The 14,415-nt window shown below is 63.6% G+C and carries 17 protein-coding genes; 12 read left to right on the top strand and 5 right to left on the bottom strand.

The genetic code is table 11. The features are described from left to right. Positions 1-355: 355 nt before the first annotated feature. Positions 356-1,330, top strand: a complete 975-nt coding sequence (locus tag AAFG07_RS14235; protein ID WP_342727824.1) for a helix-turn-helix domain-containing protein — start codon at positions 356-358, stop codon at positions 1,328-1,330. Between the two features lie 29 nt (positions 1,331-1,359). Further along, entirely contained in the window at positions 1,360-1,776 is a 417-nt protein-coding gene (locus tag AAFG07_RS14230; protein ID WP_342727823.1) for a YkvA family protein, read from the top strand. Here AAFG07_RS14230 and AAFG07_RS14225 read toward each other — a convergent pair. Further along, a complete protein-coding gene (locus AAFG07_RS14225; protein WP_342727822.1) occupies positions 1,773-3,146 on the bottom strand; it encodes a histidine kinase in 1,374 nt (457 codons plus the stop codon). The two genes, AAFG07_RS14230 and AAFG07_RS14225, sit on opposite strands and share 4 nt — an antisense overlap. 181 nt (positions 3,147-3,327) lie before the next feature. Here AAFG07_RS14225 and AAFG07_RS14220 point away from each other — a divergent pair, with 181 nt between their 5' ends. Both AAFG07_RS14220 and fghA read left to right on the top strand, forming a co-directional pair. Continuing rightward, positions 3,328-3,948 carry a response regulator transcription factor gene (locus AAFG07_RS14220; RefSeq protein WP_342727821.1) on the top strand — a complete coding sequence of 207 codons (621 nt, stop codon included), beginning with the start codon at positions 3,328-3,330 and terminating at the stop codon, positions 3,946-3,948. A gap of 24 nt (positions 3,949-3,972) precedes the next feature. Further along, positions 3,973-4,818, top strand: a complete 846-nt coding sequence (fghA, locus tag AAFG07_RS14215; RefSeq protein WP_342727820.1) for an S-formylglutathione hydrolase — start codon at positions 3,973-3,975, stop codon at positions 4,816-4,818. Positions 4,819-5,033: 215 nt separating this feature from the next. Here fghA and AAFG07_RS14210 read toward each other — a convergent pair whose 3' ends face one another. Beyond that, positions 5,034-5,549, bottom strand: a complete 516-nt coding sequence (locus AAFG07_RS14210; protein ID WP_342727819.1) for a DUF3280 domain-containing protein — start codon at positions 5,547-5,549, stop codon at positions 5,034-5,036. 136 nt (positions 5,550-5,685) lie between these two features. Here AAFG07_RS14210 and AAFG07_RS14205 point away from each other — a divergent pair, with 136 nt between their 5' ends. The 6 genes from AAFG07_RS14205 (at position 5,686) to AAFG07_RS14180 (ending at position 10,514) form a co-directional block, all read left to right on the top strand. After that, the gene (locus tag AAFG07_RS14205; protein ID WP_342727818.1) at positions 5,686-6,867 is read left to right on the top strand and encodes an ABC transporter substrate-binding protein; all 1,182 of its coding nucleotides are present in this window, start codon (positions 5,686-5,688) and stop codon (positions 6,865-6,867) included. A 5-nt stretch (positions 6,868-6,872) separates the two neighbouring features. Continuing rightward, on the top strand, positions 6,873-7,850 hold the full coding sequence (locus AAFG07_RS14200) for a YVTN family beta-propeller repeat protein (protein WP_342727817.1): 978 nt from the start codon (positions 6,873-6,875) through the stop codon (positions 7,848-7,850). After that, positions 7,847-8,656, top strand: coding sequence for an ABC transporter ATP-binding protein (locus AAFG07_RS14195; RefSeq protein WP_342727816.1), 810 nt, complete (start codon positions 7,847-7,849; stop codon positions 8,654-8,656). Before AAFG07_RS14200 ends, AAFG07_RS14195 begins: the two co-directional genes overlap by 4 nt. Continuing rightward, complete coding sequence (locus AAFG07_RS14190; protein ID WP_342727815.1) at positions 8,653-9,501, top strand: ABC transporter permease; 849 nt, start codon at positions 8,653-8,655, stop codon at positions 9,499-9,501. The genes AAFG07_RS14195 and AAFG07_RS14190 overlap by 4 nt, the downstream gene beginning before the upstream one ends. A gap of 38 nt (positions 9,502-9,539) precedes the next feature. After that, positions 9,540-10,118, top strand: a complete 579-nt coding sequence (locus AAFG07_RS14185) for a hypothetical protein (RefSeq protein ID WP_342729153.1) — start codon at positions 9,540-9,542, stop codon at positions 10,116-10,118. A 99-nt stretch (positions 10,119-10,217) separates the two neighbouring features. Then, positions 10,218-10,514 carry a copper-binding protein gene (locus tag AAFG07_RS14180; RefSeq protein ID WP_342727814.1) on the top strand — a complete coding sequence of 99 codons (297 nt, stop codon included), beginning with the start codon at positions 10,218-10,220 and terminating at the stop codon, positions 10,512-10,514. 37 nt (positions 10,515-10,551) lie between these two features. On the opposite strand, the gene AAFG07_RS14175 is transcribed toward AAFG07_RS14180, so the two are convergent. Next, the gene (locus AAFG07_RS14175; RefSeq protein ID WP_342727813.1) at positions 10,552-11,106 is read right to left on the bottom strand and encodes a PQQ-dependent catabolism-associated CXXCW motif protein; all 555 of its coding nucleotides are present in this window, start codon (positions 11,104-11,106) and stop codon (positions 10,552-10,554) included. Further along, entirely contained in the window at positions 11,103-11,984 is an 882-nt protein-coding gene (locus AAFG07_RS14170) for a substrate-binding domain-containing protein (RefSeq protein WP_342727812.1), read from the bottom strand. Before AAFG07_RS14170 ends, AAFG07_RS14175 begins: the two co-directional genes overlap by 4 nt. Before the next feature lie 167 nt (positions 11,985-12,151). Between AAFG07_RS14170 and AAFG07_RS14165 the strand changes: the two genes are divergently transcribed. Next, a complete protein-coding gene (locus AAFG07_RS14165; protein WP_342727811.1) occupies positions 12,152-13,078 on the top strand; it encodes a quinoprotein relay system zinc metallohydrolase 2 in 927 nt (308 codons plus the stop codon). Positions 13,079-13,121: 43 nt separating this feature from the next. Then, positions 13,122-13,946, top strand: a complete 825-nt coding sequence (locus AAFG07_RS14160) for a quinoprotein dehydrogenase-associated SoxYZ-like carrier (RefSeq protein WP_342727810.1) — start codon at positions 13,122-13,124, stop codon at positions 13,944-13,946. Positions 13,947-13,971: 25 nt separating this feature from the next. On the opposite strand, the gene AAFG07_RS14155 is transcribed toward AAFG07_RS14160, so the two are convergent. Continuing rightward, entirely contained in the window at positions 13,972-14,328 is a 357-nt protein-coding gene (locus AAFG07_RS14155) for a hypothetical protein (protein ID WP_229163930.1), read from the bottom strand. Positions 14,329-14,415 lie beyond the last annotated feature (87 nt).

The following is a 14,415-nucleotide window of genomic DNA, read 5'->3' as shown; positions in this document are numbered from 1 at the left end:
TGGTACCTCACTGGTAGTCCCATCGAACCGCGCTGACTTGCCCAGCAGCGAAGCGCCGTTTGCTCAGAAGCGAAGCATCGTCAGATTTTTGCGGTCGGGCCGCGAATTGGCAGGAAAGACCGCTTCATGTTGCAGGGCATCAAACGTCGTCAGTGCTATTCCAGCGTCGGATAGAACCGGCCCAAGGTTGCGCTTGACGCGCCCAGAACTAAGTCGGAGGATCACCCGACATTAACCGGGAAGAAGTCCCGCCGCCTCCCTAAGCTGTTCAGAATCAGGGAGAAGGCGCATCATCCCGGGCCAGATTTCAGCTCGGTGAGCAGTCACGTTGGGGATCGAATCGGTGGCTGGAAAGATGTCCGATACAGTCCATTCACTCAGCACAAACGGATTGACGCCCAAGCGTCAGATCCAGCGCTGGTCGGATGCGCTCACTGACCTGTGCGGTCAGTTCGACGTCGATGCGCTGGAGGGATCCTCGCTCGAAGGCCGGATCAATTTCACGACGGTATCGCGATTGAAGCTGTGCCAGATCGAGGCAAGCCAGCATCGCATCGCCCATACCGTCTCGCGCATCAAGCTGAGCGAGCACCCCTACATCAAGATCGTGTTCCAGACCTACGGCGTCTCGCATTTCGAGCAGGACGGTCTGCACTTCGACATCATGCCGGGCGACTGCTTCGCCTACGACGTGTCGTGTCCGCACACCATCATCAGCCCGTCCCTGACGCGTCACGAGGTCGTCATCGTTCCGAAGGACCTGCTCAAGGAGCGTGGCTTCCAGCTCTCCAAGATGGCGCCATGCAAGCTCTCGGCGCGCAACGGCACCGGCCGCATCGCTTATGATTTCGTGCATGCCGCGTTCGGCGAAGCGCCGACGCTGACCCCGGTCAACGCCGTCGGCGTGGCCGATGCGCTGATCGACCTGCTGCTGCTGCCGCTGCGCGAGACCGGTGCCATGTTCGACCGCGGCAGCGCCGAGGCAACCTATGTGCGGGCTCAGGGCTTCATCCGCGAGCATCTGCGCGATCCGGATCTCTGCATCGACCGCATTTCCGCGGCGCTCGGCTGCTCGAAGCGCTATTTGCACATGCTGTTCAGCGATCGCGGCATGACGGTCAGCGACTACATCTGGAAGGCCCGGCTGCAGAATTGCCGGCAGGAGCTGGAATCCCAGAACGGCAAGACCATCACGGACGTCGCGTTCTCCTGGGGCTTCTCGAGTTCATCGCATTTCAGCCGCGTATTCCGGAAGTATTTTGGCATCGCCCCCTCCTCCGTGCACAAGGGTCTGCACGGCGGCATGCCGGTCGATGTGGTACTGGAATAGCGATTCGCTTGGCGTGCAGGCGCCACGCCATGCCGTCCATCAAGCTATCCTCAATCAAACTTTCCTCAATCAAAGCTTGGGCGCGCAACCTGAAACGAGACAGCGTTGCGCTGTATCTCGCGTCGCGTGATCCACGCGTACCGTGGTACGCAAAGGCCCTCGCTGTCGCCATCGCGGCCTATGCGCTCTCGCCCATCGACCTGATTCCGGATTTCATCCCGGTCATCGGCTATCTCGACGATCTGATCCTGCTGCCGCTCGGCATCTGGCTCGCGATCTCGCTCGTTCCGGATGAGGTGATGGCCGAATGCCGCGCCAATGCCAGTTCCGTCTTGCAGCGCCCGATCAGTCGAGCGGGAATGATCGCGATCATCGTGCTCTGGATCGCCGGTGCGCTCGCGCTGGCATGGGCCGTCTTCGCATACTGGCCGCGAACTGCGCGCTAAGCCTGCATGGCCTTTGGCACCAGCGCCTCGACCGTCACGCCATCATCGCTGGAATTGATCTTGAGCGTGCCTCCGAGCGCGAGGATTCGCTCCTGCATGCCGGTCAAACCGCGGCCAAGCCGGTGATCCCTGAGCAGGCCGCGGCCGTTGTCGCGGACACGCACCAGCGCGCAGCCGCGGCTGCCGCGCGGGCCGGTCTGCCGCTCCGCGGGCTCGATCGTGATATCGACTGCCGTTGCGCCGGCGTGGCGGAACACATTAGTGAGCGCCTCCTGGACGATGCGATAGATCGTCAGATCGGCCGTCTCGCCGGTCTCGCCGGTCTCGCCGAGATCAGGCGATATGCTGCTCTCGATCTCCACCTCCGGGTGGGTCTCGCCCCAGAGCCGCACCAGCGCGCCAAGCGCTTGCGCAAGCCCAAGCTCCGCCAATCCCACCGGCCGCAACCGCTCCAGGATGCGGCGAGTGAACTGCTGAAGGGCGTTGACCTGCTCGAGGATGGCGCCGCCGTGCTTGCGTAGCGCAGCAGGATCGGGGTTTTCGACCTCCGACAGCCGCGTCAGCGCGCCGGCATGCGCACGCAGCGCGAACAGATAGGGCCCGAACTCATCGTGCAATTCGCGCGCGATCTCCTTGCGTTCGGAATCCTGCAGCGAGACCGCACGTTCGGCCAGCTGCCGTTTGCTGTCCACGGCCTCGCCAAGGGTCGCCGCCAAATGGTTCAGTTTGGCACAGATCGCAGCCAGTTCGGGCGATCCGCCGGGCTCGACGCGCGCGTCGTAGTCCCCGGCCTCGATACCGGTCATGGCCTGCGACAGCGCTTCCAGCGGCGCAAGCGCACGGCCGACCACCAGCATAGTCACCAGCAGCAGCGCCACCGCGATCGCGGAGCCGACTTCAATCTGGGTGACGATGCCGTCCCAGATCTCGGCCATTTCGTCATCGGGATGCGAGGTGATGACAAGCGATTGCGGCTTGCCGTGAACCGAGATCGGCACCCGCACCGAAGTCTGCTCGGGATGAACCAACGCGATGAACCACGCCGGCGGGGCGCGCAGATCGCCTGCCTCCGCCAGGCGCTCGGCAGACTTTGCGGTCGCGTCATCCTGCCGCGTGATGCTGACATGACGCAGCCGGCTCAGGTCCTGGACGATCTGGTCGAGCCGCGCATCCGGATCCGGCGCCTCGTCGAGACCGGTCACCATCGTCGCAACAAACTCGCGCGCCAGCCGGATCACACTCTGGTCCTCGGCCTGGACGCGCGGCCCCGCTTCCAGCACGAGCCGCGCAATATTGATGCCCAGCCCAAGCGCCAGTATCAGCGCCAGCAGCAGGTTGATCCGTGCGCGCAAGGCTAGCTTTTGCCACATGACGTTGCCCCCGACCGCGATCCCTCCTCCGAGAGGATCGTTGACAGCCAAATTTGCCCGGCTATCTAATCGCACCCTATCGCAATCTCGTGCGAGGTGCACAACCGGTCGGAACCGAGGTGTTCTTCGTGCAAGCCGATGCGACGATGAGTGAATCGAAGCAGGTTGCCGGAACAACGCCATGCGCATTCTGATCGTTGACGATCATCCCATTGTTGCCTCCGGATGTCGCACCGTGTTCGCGGACGATCCCGAGATCACCCTGCTGGAAGCGGCCGATGCCGAAAGCGGCGAACGAGCGTTCGTCGCGGAGAAGCCCGATCTCTGCGTGATCGACATCAACCTGCCGACGGTCTCCGGCTTCGAGCTGGCCCGCCGCATCCTGTCGCGCGATGCATCCGCGCGCCTCATCATGTTCAGCATGAACGACGACCCGGTGTTCGCCGCCCGCGCCATCGACATCGGCGCCAAGGGCTACGTCTCGAAGACCGGCGACCCCAACGATCTGGTGGAGGCGGTACGCGAAGTTGGCAATGGCGGCGTCTATTTGCCGCCGGCGATCGCACGCAACGTCGCCTTTGCGCGGCCGGGCTTTGCGCAAAATCCGCTCTCCAAGCTTACCTCGCGCGAGATGGAGATCCTTCGCCTGCTCAGTTCTGGCAAGAGCCTGTCGGAGATCGCCTGGCTGGTGCATTCGTCCTACAAGACGGTCGCGAACACGTCATCGATCATGCGCCAGAAGCTTGGCGTGCGCAGCTCGGCAGAGCTGGTGCGGTTGGCGATCGAGAGCGGCGTCGCCTGACGTCGCGCTCCAACACAGAGGAATATGGCAATGCAGACGGTTTCCCAGAACAAGTCGCATGGCGGCACGCAAGGCGTTTACCGGCATCCAAGCCGCGAGACCAAGACCGACATGACCTTCTCGGTGTTTGTCCCCGATCATGCGGCCGGTGCCAAATTGCCCGTCGTCACCTATCTGTCGGGTCTGACCTGCACGCACGCCAACGTCACGGAGAAAGGTGAATTCCGGCAGGCATGTGCCGAGCTCGGCCTGATCTTCGTCGCACCCGACACCAGCCCGCGCGGCGAAGGCATCCCCGGCGATCCCGCCAATGCCTACGATTTTGGCCTCGGCGCAGGCTTCTATGTCGATGCGACCGAGCCACCGTTCGCGACCAATTACCGGATGTGGAGCTATGTCACCGAGGAATTGCCGAAGCTGATCGCCGAGCAATTTCCGGTCGATACGGCGCGGCAATCGATCCTCGGTCACTCCATGGGCGGCCATGGCGCGCTGACGGCCGCGCTGCGCTATCCCGATCGGTATCGCGCGGCGAGCGCGTTCGCGCCGATCGTGGCACCGTCACAGGTGCCGTGGGGCAACAAGGCGCTGGGCGGCTATCTCGGCAGCAACAAGCAGGCGTGGCGCAAGCACGATGCGGTCGCGCTGATCGAGGACGGCGCCCGCTTTTCCGATCTGCTGGTCGACTATGGCGATGCCGACGGTTTTCTCACCGAACAGCTGCGGCCCGAGCTGCTGAAGGCGGCTTGCGAGAAGGCCAACATTCCCCTCACCTTGCGGTGCCAGCCGGGTTACGACCACAGCTATTACTTTATCTCGACCTTCATGGCCGATCACCTGCGCTGGCACGCCGCGCGGTTGAAGGCGTGAGCATCGCTTCCTCGCGGCCAAGTTGACTACGCAACGGTGGCAACGTTCGCCCGCAATGATGTTGATGGGACGGCGTCAGTCTTTCTCCGTCATCCTGAGGTGCGAGCGGAGCGAGCCTCGAAGGATGAATCGGCCACAGTGGGGCCGTGCATCCTTCGAGGCTCGCCGAAGAGGCTCGCACCTCAGGATGACGGAGAAAAATCTGTGCGCGCGAGCTACCTTGGCTGCGGCGCGCCGTAGTTCGGCGCGAGCAGGCGGTTGCGCACGAGGTAATCGGTGGCGCGCGACCAGGATTCGTCGGTATTGCCGCGCATGTCGGCGCTCACTGCTGCCACCAATTGCCCGGTATGCACGTCGCGCAGATAGAGATTGATGTTGAGGATCAGATTGGAGACCTTCTGCACCACGCCGGTCATCGCGAGATCGGCGCCCAGCTCGCCGGCCAGTTTCACGTCGCATCCGCCGCAGGCCTGAAGATTGCTGCCGTGCGCCGCAGCATTGACCGGCGCGATGTCGAGCACGTGGAACTTGCCGGAATCCGCAAGCTCCTTGCGCACCTGATCGCCGGTGCGCAGCAACCGCGCCTGTTCGTCGGTCCGCGGTCCGTCCATCTCTCCTTGAAGGCTGGTGTCGATCATCTCGAGGTCGAACACCGCGAGCTTGGGCGGTTCGGCGCGCGCCGCCGCAGACATCAGCAGCAAAGATATGACGAAGACGAACGCTGATCTCATGATTGTGAACCAATCCAAATATGGTACCGCGCAACGACAAAAAGCGGGGTTGCAAGCGAGGCTAATTCCGGCATCTTGCATGTCAACGCGAGGCTCGACAACGCCAGCCGAGTGAAGAATGACTACGGGAGGAATTATGTTCCGATGGCTGATCGGTACGATCGCGCTCAGCATGATGGCGACTAGAGCGCTGGCGGCTGATCCCGTCGAGGTCCATGTCGGCTATCTCGGTCGTGCCGGCATCAAATCGACGCTCTCGCTGGTCGAGCAACCGGCCGACAATGACGGCATCGCCGGCGCACGCCTTGCGATCGAGGACAACAATACGACCGGGAAATTCCTCAACCAGCGCTTCGTGCTCGACGAGGTCAAGATCAAGGACAGCGACGACGTCGCCAAGGTCGCGACCGATCTCGCCGGCCACAACGACTATATCATCACCGACCTGCCCGCCGACGCCCTGCTCAAGGTCGCCGACGCGCTGCGCGATCGCGGCACCGTGCTGCTGAATGCCGGCGCGATCGACGATCGGCTGCGCGAGCAGGACTGCCGCGCCAACGTGATCCATATCGCACCGACCCGCTCGATGCTGGCGGACGCGCTTGGCCAATACCTGGTGTGGAAGCAGTGGAAGCGCTGGCTGCTGGTGACTGGCTCGCACGATCAGGACAAGCTCTACGCCGACGCGCTGCGCCGCGCGGCGACGCGCTTCGGCGCCAAGATCGTCCAGGAACGGACATTCGAGGACACCGGCGGCGCCCGCCGCACCGACTCTGGCGTGACGCTGATCCAGCGTCAGATGCCAGTGTTCACGCAGCAGGCGCCGGCTTACGACGTGCTGGTCGCCGCCGACGAGAGCGAGGTGTTCGCGAACTATCTGCCTTACCGGACCTGGGACCCGCGTCCCGTGGCGGGGTCGGCGGGCCTCGTGCCGACCAGCTGGGACGCGGCGCATGACCAGTGGGGCGCGGTCCAGATCCAGAACCGCTTCGTCAAGCTGAACATGCGCCGCATGACGGCGCTCGACATGCAGGCCTGGACCGCTGCACGCATGATCGGGGAAGCCACCTCCCGCACCAATTCGGGCGATCCCAGGAAGGTCATCGCCTTCCTCAAGGGCAAGGATTTCTCGATCGCCGCCTTCAAGGGCACGCGATTGACCCTGCGCGACTGGAATCTGCAGCTCCGCCAGCCGATCCTGCTGGCCGATGGTCGTATGGTCGTTTCGGTCTCGCCGCAGGAGGGTTTCCTGCATCAGGTCTCCGAGCTCGATACGCTCGGTGTTGACCGGCCTGAAACGAAGTGCAAGCTGCAGTGAGGGAGATGAAACGCATGTGGCGCCGCTGTCTGTTGACCGGGATGCTGGTTTGGCTTGCCGCGGCACCGGCGTCCGCCTTCTTTGCCTACGTCTCCAACGAGAAGGGCAACACCGTCACGGTCATCGACACCAACAGCTGGACGGTGACCAAAACCATCAAGGTCGGCCAGCGGCCGCGCGGCATCGAGTTCTCGCGCGACGGCAAGTTCGTGATGGTCGCGGTCGGCGATGACGACACGATCCAGGTGATCGATACCAAGACCCAGGAGATCGTCGACACCCTGCCCTCCGGCCCGGACCCGGAATTGTTCACCCAGGATGCCGCCGGCAAGACCATGTATGTCGCCAACGAGAACGACAACACGGTCACCGTGATCGATCTCGAGAAGCGCGCCCGGCTCGGCGACATCCAGGTCGGCGTCGAGCCCGAGGGCATGACGATCAGCCCGGACGGCAAGATCCTGATCAACACTTCCGAAACCACCAACATGGCGCATTTCATCGACACGACGACGCGCCAGATCGTCGCCAACGTGCTGGTTGATTCGCGGCCGCGCTTCGCCCAGTTCAAGCGCGACGGCTCCGAATTGTGGGTTTCCTCCGAGATCGGCGGCACGGTGTCGATCATCGATCCGGTCAAGCGCGAGGTGACCGGCAAGATCACCTTCGACATCCCGGGGCTGCGCAACGAAGCGATCCAGCCCGTCGGCATCGGCATGACCAAGGACGGCAAGACCGCATTCGTTGCGCTCGGCCCCGCCAACCGCGTCGCGGTGGTCGACGGCGCGACCCACAAGGTCCTCAAATATCTGCTGGTCGGCCAACGCGTCTGGCACATGGATTTCACGCCGGACGAAAAATATCTGATGGTCACCAACGGCGTCTCGAACGATGTCTCGGTGATCGACATCGCAGCCCAGAAGGTGATCAAGACCATTCAGGTCGGCGAACTGCCCTGGGGGATCACGATCGCGCAGCCATGACCGCAACCGACGCCCATATCGCGCCCTCGCCGGATGCAGGCCCTGTAGCGGCCGTGCCGCCGGCGCTGTCGATCGGCAATGTCAGCCACAGCTACGGTCCGCGGCGCGCCTTGATCGATGTCAACTTCACGGTTCAGCCTGCGAGCTTCACCGCATTGCTGGGCCTCAACGGCGCCGGCAAGAGCACGTTGTTTTCGCTGGTGACGCGGCTGTTCGGGATCCAGAACGGCCAGATCAAGATCTTCGGCCACGATATCAGCCGGACGCCCGGTGAGGCGCTGCGGCTGATGGGCGTCGTGTTCCAGCCGCGCACGCTCGATCTCGATCTCTCGCTGACGCAGAACCTGCTCTATCACGCCGCGCTGCACGGCATCTCGCGGCGCGAGGCGCGGCTGCGCAGCGCCGAGGTGCTCGGCCGCATCGGGCTTGCCGACCGCGCCACGAGCAAGGTGCGCGATCTCTCGGGGGGCCAGATGCGGCGGCTCGAGATCGCCCGCGCGCTGCTGCACCGGCCGCGGCTGTTGCTGCTCGACGAGGCCACCGTCGGGCTCGACGTCAAGGCGCGCGCCGACATTCTCGACCATGTCCGGCAACTCGTTACTGAACAAGGCATCGGCGTGCTCTGGGCGACGCATCTGTTCGACGAGATCATGCCGGGCGACGACCTCGTCGTGCTGCATCAGGGCCGGATGCTGGCGCACGGCCCGATGTCGCGGGTGATCGCGGACGCTGGCGCCCAGGACGTCAACACTGCGTTCATGCGCCTGACCGGAACGGCAACCCTCACCGGAAAACCGCCAACATGAGCAGCACGACGGTCACGCCTGAGCGAAGCGGCTTCTCGGTGTCGGAATACATCGTCTGCCTCAACGGCATCGTTTGGCGCGAGGCGCTGCGCTTCCTGCATCAGCGCGAGCGCTTCGTCTCGGCGCTGGTCAGACCGCTGGTCTGGCTGTTCATCTTCGCGGCCGGCTTCCGTCAGGTGCTCGGCATCTCGATCATCCCGCCTTATGAGACCTACATCCTCTACGAGGTCTATATCGCGCCCGGCCTGATGGCGATGATCCAGCTCTTCAACGGCATGCAATCGTCGCTGTCGATGGTCTATGACCGCGAGATGGGCAACATGCGCACGCTGCTGGTCAGCCCGCTGCCGCGCGGCTATCTCCTGTTCTGCAAGCTGCTCGCCGGCACGGCGGTGTCGCTGCTCCAGGTCTATGCCTTCCTGCTGATCGCGTGGTTCTGGGACATCACGCCGCCGACCCTCGGCTACTTCACCGTGCTTCCGGCACTGATGCTGTCGGGCCTGATGCTCGGTGCGCTGGGCATGCTGATCTCGGCCAGCATCAAGCAGCTGGAGAATTTCGCCGGCGTGATGAACTTTGTCATCTTCCCGATGTTCTTTGCATCGTCGGCCCTGTACCCGCTCTGGCGCGTGCAGGAAGGCAGCCCGATGCTGTATTATGTCTGCCAGTGCAATCCGTTCACGCATGCGGTCGAGCTGATCCGGTTTGCGCTCTACGGCAAGATGAACTGGCTTTCGCTCGCGGTGGTCGGCGGCTGCACGGTGGTGTTCATGATCGGCGCGATCCTGGCTTACGATCCATCGCGCGGCCTGGTGCGCCGCGGACCCGGCGGAGGCGAGGCATGACAGGCTGGCGGCCAGCAGGACTGGGCGCGCTGCTCGCGATGGTTCTGTCGAACCAGGTCGCATTCGGTGCCGACCCGCGTTACCCGGATTGGCCGTGCGCGCAGGCCAAGGTGCCCGAAATCTCGCTCGCCGCGGTCTGGGCGGGGCCGCCGCTCGGCGATGCCGAGACCAGGTGGAGGGACGATCCGAAGATCAGCCAACTTGCGACCAGACTCGCGGCGCGCCGCGTTCCGCTCGAGGATGCGCAGAAGGAGATCACCGAGTTCCTGTCAGCCGCCGCGGCCGACAAGGCCAATGCGGGAAAGCTGCTGTTCGCGGGCCTGTTCGATACGCTCAACGGTCAGCGGGCCTCGGTCATGAACGGGCTGGAGCGCGTGATGCGCAAGCAGCGCGAGGCCGCGGAAAAGATCCGCGCCGATACGATCGCGCTGCAGGCGCTGCAGGATGCCACGCCGCCGGACCAGGCCAAGGTCGACGAGCTCGGCAATCAGCTGGTCTGGGAGACGCGGATATTCGAGGACCGCGGACGCGTGGTGAAATTCGTCTGCGAGGTGCCGACCATTATCGATCAGCGCCTGTTCGCGCTGGGCCGCACCATCCAGCAGGAGCTGGATTAGGCCTGCGGCCGATCGCCCCGGCGATCACCACCGGGCCACCGGAACAAACTGCCCTGCCCGCTCGTTGTCTCCAACTATATCTGAAGTTGGGAGACCACGATGAGAGCAGCCAAGATCGTCATGACCAGCCTCGCCGCTGCGAGCCTGATCACCACAGCGGCTTTGGCCCAGCAATCCATGTCAGGAATGATCACCAAGATTGACCGACTGAGTGGAACCATCTCGATCCAGCAGACGCAAACCGGCACGGTGGGCGCGGCCGGGGGCGCTATACAGGAATACAAGGTGGCCAAGGGACAGTCGCTGGAGGAGCTTCACGCCGGCGACAAGGTGACGTTCACCACCACGGACGGCAACGGCGGCAAGACCATCAACAAGCTCGACAAGCAGAAGTAGCGCGCTAGAGCATTTTCCTGGCCACGTGAGGACGGGCTTACTGCTCGCCCTCGCGCAGCTCGGGCTCCGCATCCGCCAGCGGAAAATTGGCGCGTTCCCACCCATCGGTTCCCTCCGGATACCACGCCACATTGCGGTAGCCGTAGGAGAGCGCGCGCTTGGCGGCGTTCCACGACATCCAGCAGTTTTCCTGGCAGTAGATCACCAGCAATCTGGCCCTGTCGTTGCCGGAAGCGCGGACCAGGCCGCGTCGCATGTAGTCCTCGGTCGATGCGGCGAGCTTGCCGTAGCCGGTGTCGGGCAGCCAGATGCTGCCGGGAATATCGCGATGCGGCCGTTCGCGCCACACCGTGCCGGCGGGCAGATTGGGCTTCGGCGCGCGCGGCAGCACGTCGACGAACGCGCCGGACTTGTCGCGCCAGATCTCTGCCGCTTCCGCCGTCGTGAGCACCCGCGCGCCGGCAAGCGTTGCCGGCACCGCCGTGCGATAATCCTCGGTGCGATACCCCTCGGGCTCCGCGGGCTGGTCCTGCGCGCGGACATGCGAAGCGGCGAGCAATATCACCGCAAGCATGGCCGCGAGCCTGATCATGGCGATTTGGTCGCGGTCTCCGGCCCGATCGGACGGTCGTTCTCGTCGAGCAGCGGAACGCCGAAGTCGAGCAGGATCTTGTTGATCGCCGGCTGGTTCTCCTGGATCAGGCGATTGAGCTGCCGCTTCCAGTTCTGGTCGGACGCCCGCACGCCCATGCCGATGCGATAGACCAGCTTGGGTCCCGTGGTCTCCTTGAGCAGCGGCGTGACATGGAGCGGCGGATTCGCTTTCTTGGCATAAAAGCCCGCCATCGGCCCCCAAAGGATGCCGGCGTCGATCTCGCCCTTTTCAAGGTCGTTCATCATCGCCTCGGCCGATGAATCGTAGCGCGTATCGATCATCAGCGGATAAGGCTTCGCATTGGTCATCAGGCCGTTGATGGCCATGTTGGTCGCGGGCGGCGTTCCAGCGACGATGCCGATATGCTTGCCCTTCAGCCGCTCATCCTCGAGCGTCGTGACTTCATCCAGTCCACTGCCCGGCTTGGCGACGATCGCATAGGCCGTGCGGTAATACGGATTGGTCCCTTGCGCGAGGTCGTCGCCTTGCGGAAAGCCCATGATCACATCGCAGCGATGCGAGCCGAGCGTGACCCGCACGAAGCCGGTCGCCTGCGGGAAATACATATAGTCGAGCTTCTTTTGCAGCTTCTCGGCGAACAGCTCGCCGATCTTGTTCTCAAAGCCCTCGCCCTTGTCATTCGAGAACGGCAGGTTGCGCGGATCGGCGCAGATGCGAAGCACCTTGGGATCGACCAGCTCGATGGAGAGTTCGCCCTGCTCGTTGACCTGCGCACGCGCGATGTCGCGGCCGGCGAAACAGACGATGAAGCCGGCAAGCGCGAGCAGAACAGGACGGCATCCGATAACTCTCATTGCGCGGTCTCCTCTTGATCGGACGGATTGCCGCCATCCACCGATTGCCCGGCGCACCATGACGTGCAACAGGGATAATGATCGCGACGGTGCCGCGTTGCTTGTTGCAGCGCAAACTGGAGCGCGACGACATCGATCGCGCGTCCCGGAAAAACTGAGGCGGAAACATGGCTCATGGCGGTTCGGTGCTTGCGCTGCTCCTGATGCTTTGGGCGCCAACCATAGCGCGGGCTCAAGAGGCGGAATTGCCTGTGAGCGAAGTCGCGCCCGGAATATTCGTTCACACCGGGGTCACTGCATTGATGACGCGCAACAACGAAGGCGCCATCGCCAATGTCGGCTTCGTGGTCGGCGACAGCGCCGTCGCCGTCATCGACACCGGCGGCAGTGTCCGCGAAGGACGGCAATTCCTCGCCGCGGTGCGCAGCCATAGCGACAAACCGATCCGCTATGTGATCAATACCCACGCGCATCCGGATCATAGCTTCGGCAACGCGGCGTTCGCGGCTGACGGGACCAGCGTCGTCGGCCACAAGGCCCTGCCCCGCGCGCTGGCGACGCGCGGGCAATTCTATCTCGACGGCTTTCGCCGGACCATGGGCGATGCGTTGATCGACGAGGTCCGCATCATTCCGCCGACCGTGCTGGTCACGGACACGCTGAAGCTCGACCTCGGCGGACGGACCCTCACCTTGAAGGCATGGCCACCCGCCCACAGCGACAACGACCTCACCGTCTTCGATGAGCGCACCGGCACCCTGTTCGCCGGCGATCTGGTGTTCCTCGAGCATATTCCGGTGGTCGACGGCAGCCTCAAGGGCTGGCTGCGTGCGCTCGACGAGCTCCAGGCTATTCCCGCCGAGCGCGTGGTTCCCGGTCACGGACCCGTGAGTGCGTGGCCTGCAGCGCTTGCCGACGAGCGGCGTTATCTTGAGACGCTGGCCGCGGACGTCCGCACGCTGGTCGCAAGCGGCAAGCCGATCACGGTTGCGGCGGAGCATGCCGCGGCAGCCGAGCGGCCGCGCTGGCAATTGTTTGACGATTACAACGCCCGCAACGCAACTGCAGCATTCTCGGAAATTGAATGGGAGTAGCTGTTCGTCCTATAATGACGCGGCTGCATAGGATATCGCGAACATGACTGGACATCGCGCCCGCCTGCTTTGCATCGCCAGCCTGCTTGCGATCGCGCTGGGGACACCCGCTGCGCCCGCGGCGGAGACCTATGATCCCTGGCCCGGCCTCGTCCAAGACATCTTCAGCAATCGTCCGATGAATGACGGCAACGATATCATCGGCATCGAGATGCCGGCGCGCGCGGAGGATGCCGCGATCGTTCCGGTGACGCTGCGCACCAAGCTGCAGCCGAGCGATAGCCTCCGCGTCGTCGCGATCACGCTTGTGATCGACGAGAACCCGGCGCCGATGGCCGCGAAGTTCACGCTGGGACCGGACGCCAACGTCACCGAGATCTCGACCCGCGTCCGCGTTAACAACTACACCAATGTGCACGCCGTCGCGGAGCTCAGCGACGGCAAGCTCTATGTCAGCAAGGTGTATGTGAAAGCATCCGGCGGCTGCTCGGCACCGGCCGGCAAGAACGTCGAGGAAGCGAAGAACCGGCTCGGCCAGATGCGCTACCGGCAATTCACAAAGTCCGAACAGGGCCCGGCGACGAGCACACGGGAGGCCCAGATCATGATCGGGCATCCGAATAATTCAGGCCTGCAGATGGACCAGGTCACGCAGCTCTATATCCCGGCCTTCTTCGTCAATGAGCTGCACATCTGGCAGGATGGCAGTCCGGTGCTCACGATGGAGGGCGGGATCTCGATTTCCGAGGACCCTAATATCCGCTTCACTTACGTCTCGAATGGCGCCAAGCATTTCCGTGCCGAGGCCAAGGACACCGACGGGCACGTCTTCGACCACGAATGGAAGGTCGAGAACCCCGGGACCTGACGCGTTCGCGATCTCTCGATCAACGCTAGAAGCACCTCACTTCGGCCTCGGCCTGCGCCCGCCTGAGGTCGTTGAGCGCATTGGCGGCCTGCTCGGATGAGCGGAACTGGCCGCCCAGATTGCCGCGCACCTGCGCCATGCTCAGCACGGTCTCGGCGGTGACATAGCGATCATAGGGGATGATCGAGGCGACCACGTCGATCGAGCAGGAACATTGTTCGATCGACTGCCGGGATTCGCCATTGGACTTCATGCAGCCGAACACATATTCGGCCCGCGCCGAGGTCGGATAGTCATTGATCTCCTGGGCCCGCACGCTGACGGCCGTCCCGCCGAGCACCAGGACGGCGACAATCGGTCGTAGCATGCCAGCTCCTGCCATGGTCCTGCTTCCTCTTCTCTTTCCGCAAGCTATGCTATGGATGTTGATCAGAAAAGAAAACATTCGGGGAAGTGGCTCAAGAAACGA

This window comes from Bradyrhizobium sp. B097, assembly GCF_038957035.1.
Taxonomy (GTDB): Bacteria; Pseudomonadota; Alphaproteobacteria; order Rhizobiales; family Xanthobacteraceae; genus Bradyrhizobium.
The sequence above is the reverse complement of the archived record's forward strand: the minus strand, read 5'-3'. Positions and strand labels throughout refer to the sequence as shown.

Bases quoted from the DNA above. Each gene is read 5' to 3' on its own strand.
- AAFG07_RS14205 (WP_342727818.1), top strand. From the start codon at position 5,686: ATGTTCCGATGGCTGATCGGTACGATCGCGCTCAGCATGATGGCGACT.
- fghA (WP_342727820.1), top strand. From the start codon at position 3,973: ATGGCAATGCAGACGGTTTCCCAGAACAAGTCGCATGGCGGCACGCAA.
- AAFG07_RS14190 (WP_342727815.1), top strand. From the start codon at position 8,653: ATGAGCAGCACGACGGTCACGCCTGAGCGAAGCGGCTTCTCGGTGTCG.
- AAFG07_RS14210 (WP_342727819.1), bottom strand. From the start codon at position 5,549: ATGAGATCAGCGTTCGTCTTCGTCATATCTTTGCTGCTGATGTCTGCG.
- AAFG07_RS14180 (WP_342727814.1), top strand. From the start codon at position 10,218: ATGAGAGCAGCCAAGATCGTCATGACCAGCCTCGCCGCTGCGAGCCTG.
- AAFG07_RS14230 (WP_342727823.1), top strand. From the start codon at position 1,360: ATGCCGTCCATCAAGCTATCCTCAATCAAACTTTCCTCAATCAAAGCT.
- AAFG07_RS14220 (WP_342727821.1), top strand. From the start codon at position 3,328: ATGCGCATTCTGATCGTTGACGATCATCCCATTGTTGCCTCCGGATGT.
- AAFG07_RS14225 (WP_342727822.1), bottom strand. From the start codon at position 3,146: ATGTGGCAAAAGCTAGCCTTGCGCGCACGGATCAACCTGCTGCTGGCG.
- AAFG07_RS14155 (WP_229163930.1), bottom strand. From the start codon at position 14,328: ATGGCAGGAGCTGGCATGCTACGACCGATTGTCGCCGTCCTGGTGCTC.
- AAFG07_RS14165 (WP_342727811.1), top strand. From the start codon at position 12,152: ATGGCTCATGGCGGTTCGGTGCTTGCGCTGCTCCTGATGCTTTGGGCG.
- AAFG07_RS14175 (WP_342727813.1), bottom strand. From the start codon at position 11,106: ATGATCAGGCTCGCGGCCATGCTTGCGGTGATATTGCTCGCCGCTTCG.
- AAFG07_RS14170 (WP_342727812.1), bottom strand. From the start codon at position 11,984: ATGAGAGTTATCGGATGCCGTCCTGTTCTGCTCGCGCTTGCCGGCTTC.
- AAFG07_RS14185 (WP_342729153.1), top strand. From the start codon at position 9,540: ATGGTTCTGTCGAACCAGGTCGCATTCGGTGCCGACCCGCGTTACCCG.
- AAFG07_RS14195 (WP_342727816.1), top strand. From the start codon at position 7,847: ATGACCGCAACCGACGCCCATATCGCGCCCTCGCCGGATGCAGGCCCT.
- AAFG07_RS14235 (WP_342727824.1), top strand. From the start codon at position 356: ATGTCCGATACAGTCCATTCACTCAGCACAAACGGATTGACGCCCAAG.
- AAFG07_RS14160 (WP_342727810.1), top strand. From the start codon at position 13,122: ATGACTGGACATCGCGCCCGCCTGCTTTGCATCGCCAGCCTGCTTGCG.
- AAFG07_RS14200 (WP_342727817.1), top strand. From the start codon at position 6,873: ATGAAACGCATGTGGCGCCGCTGTCTGTTGACCGGGATGCTGGTTTGG.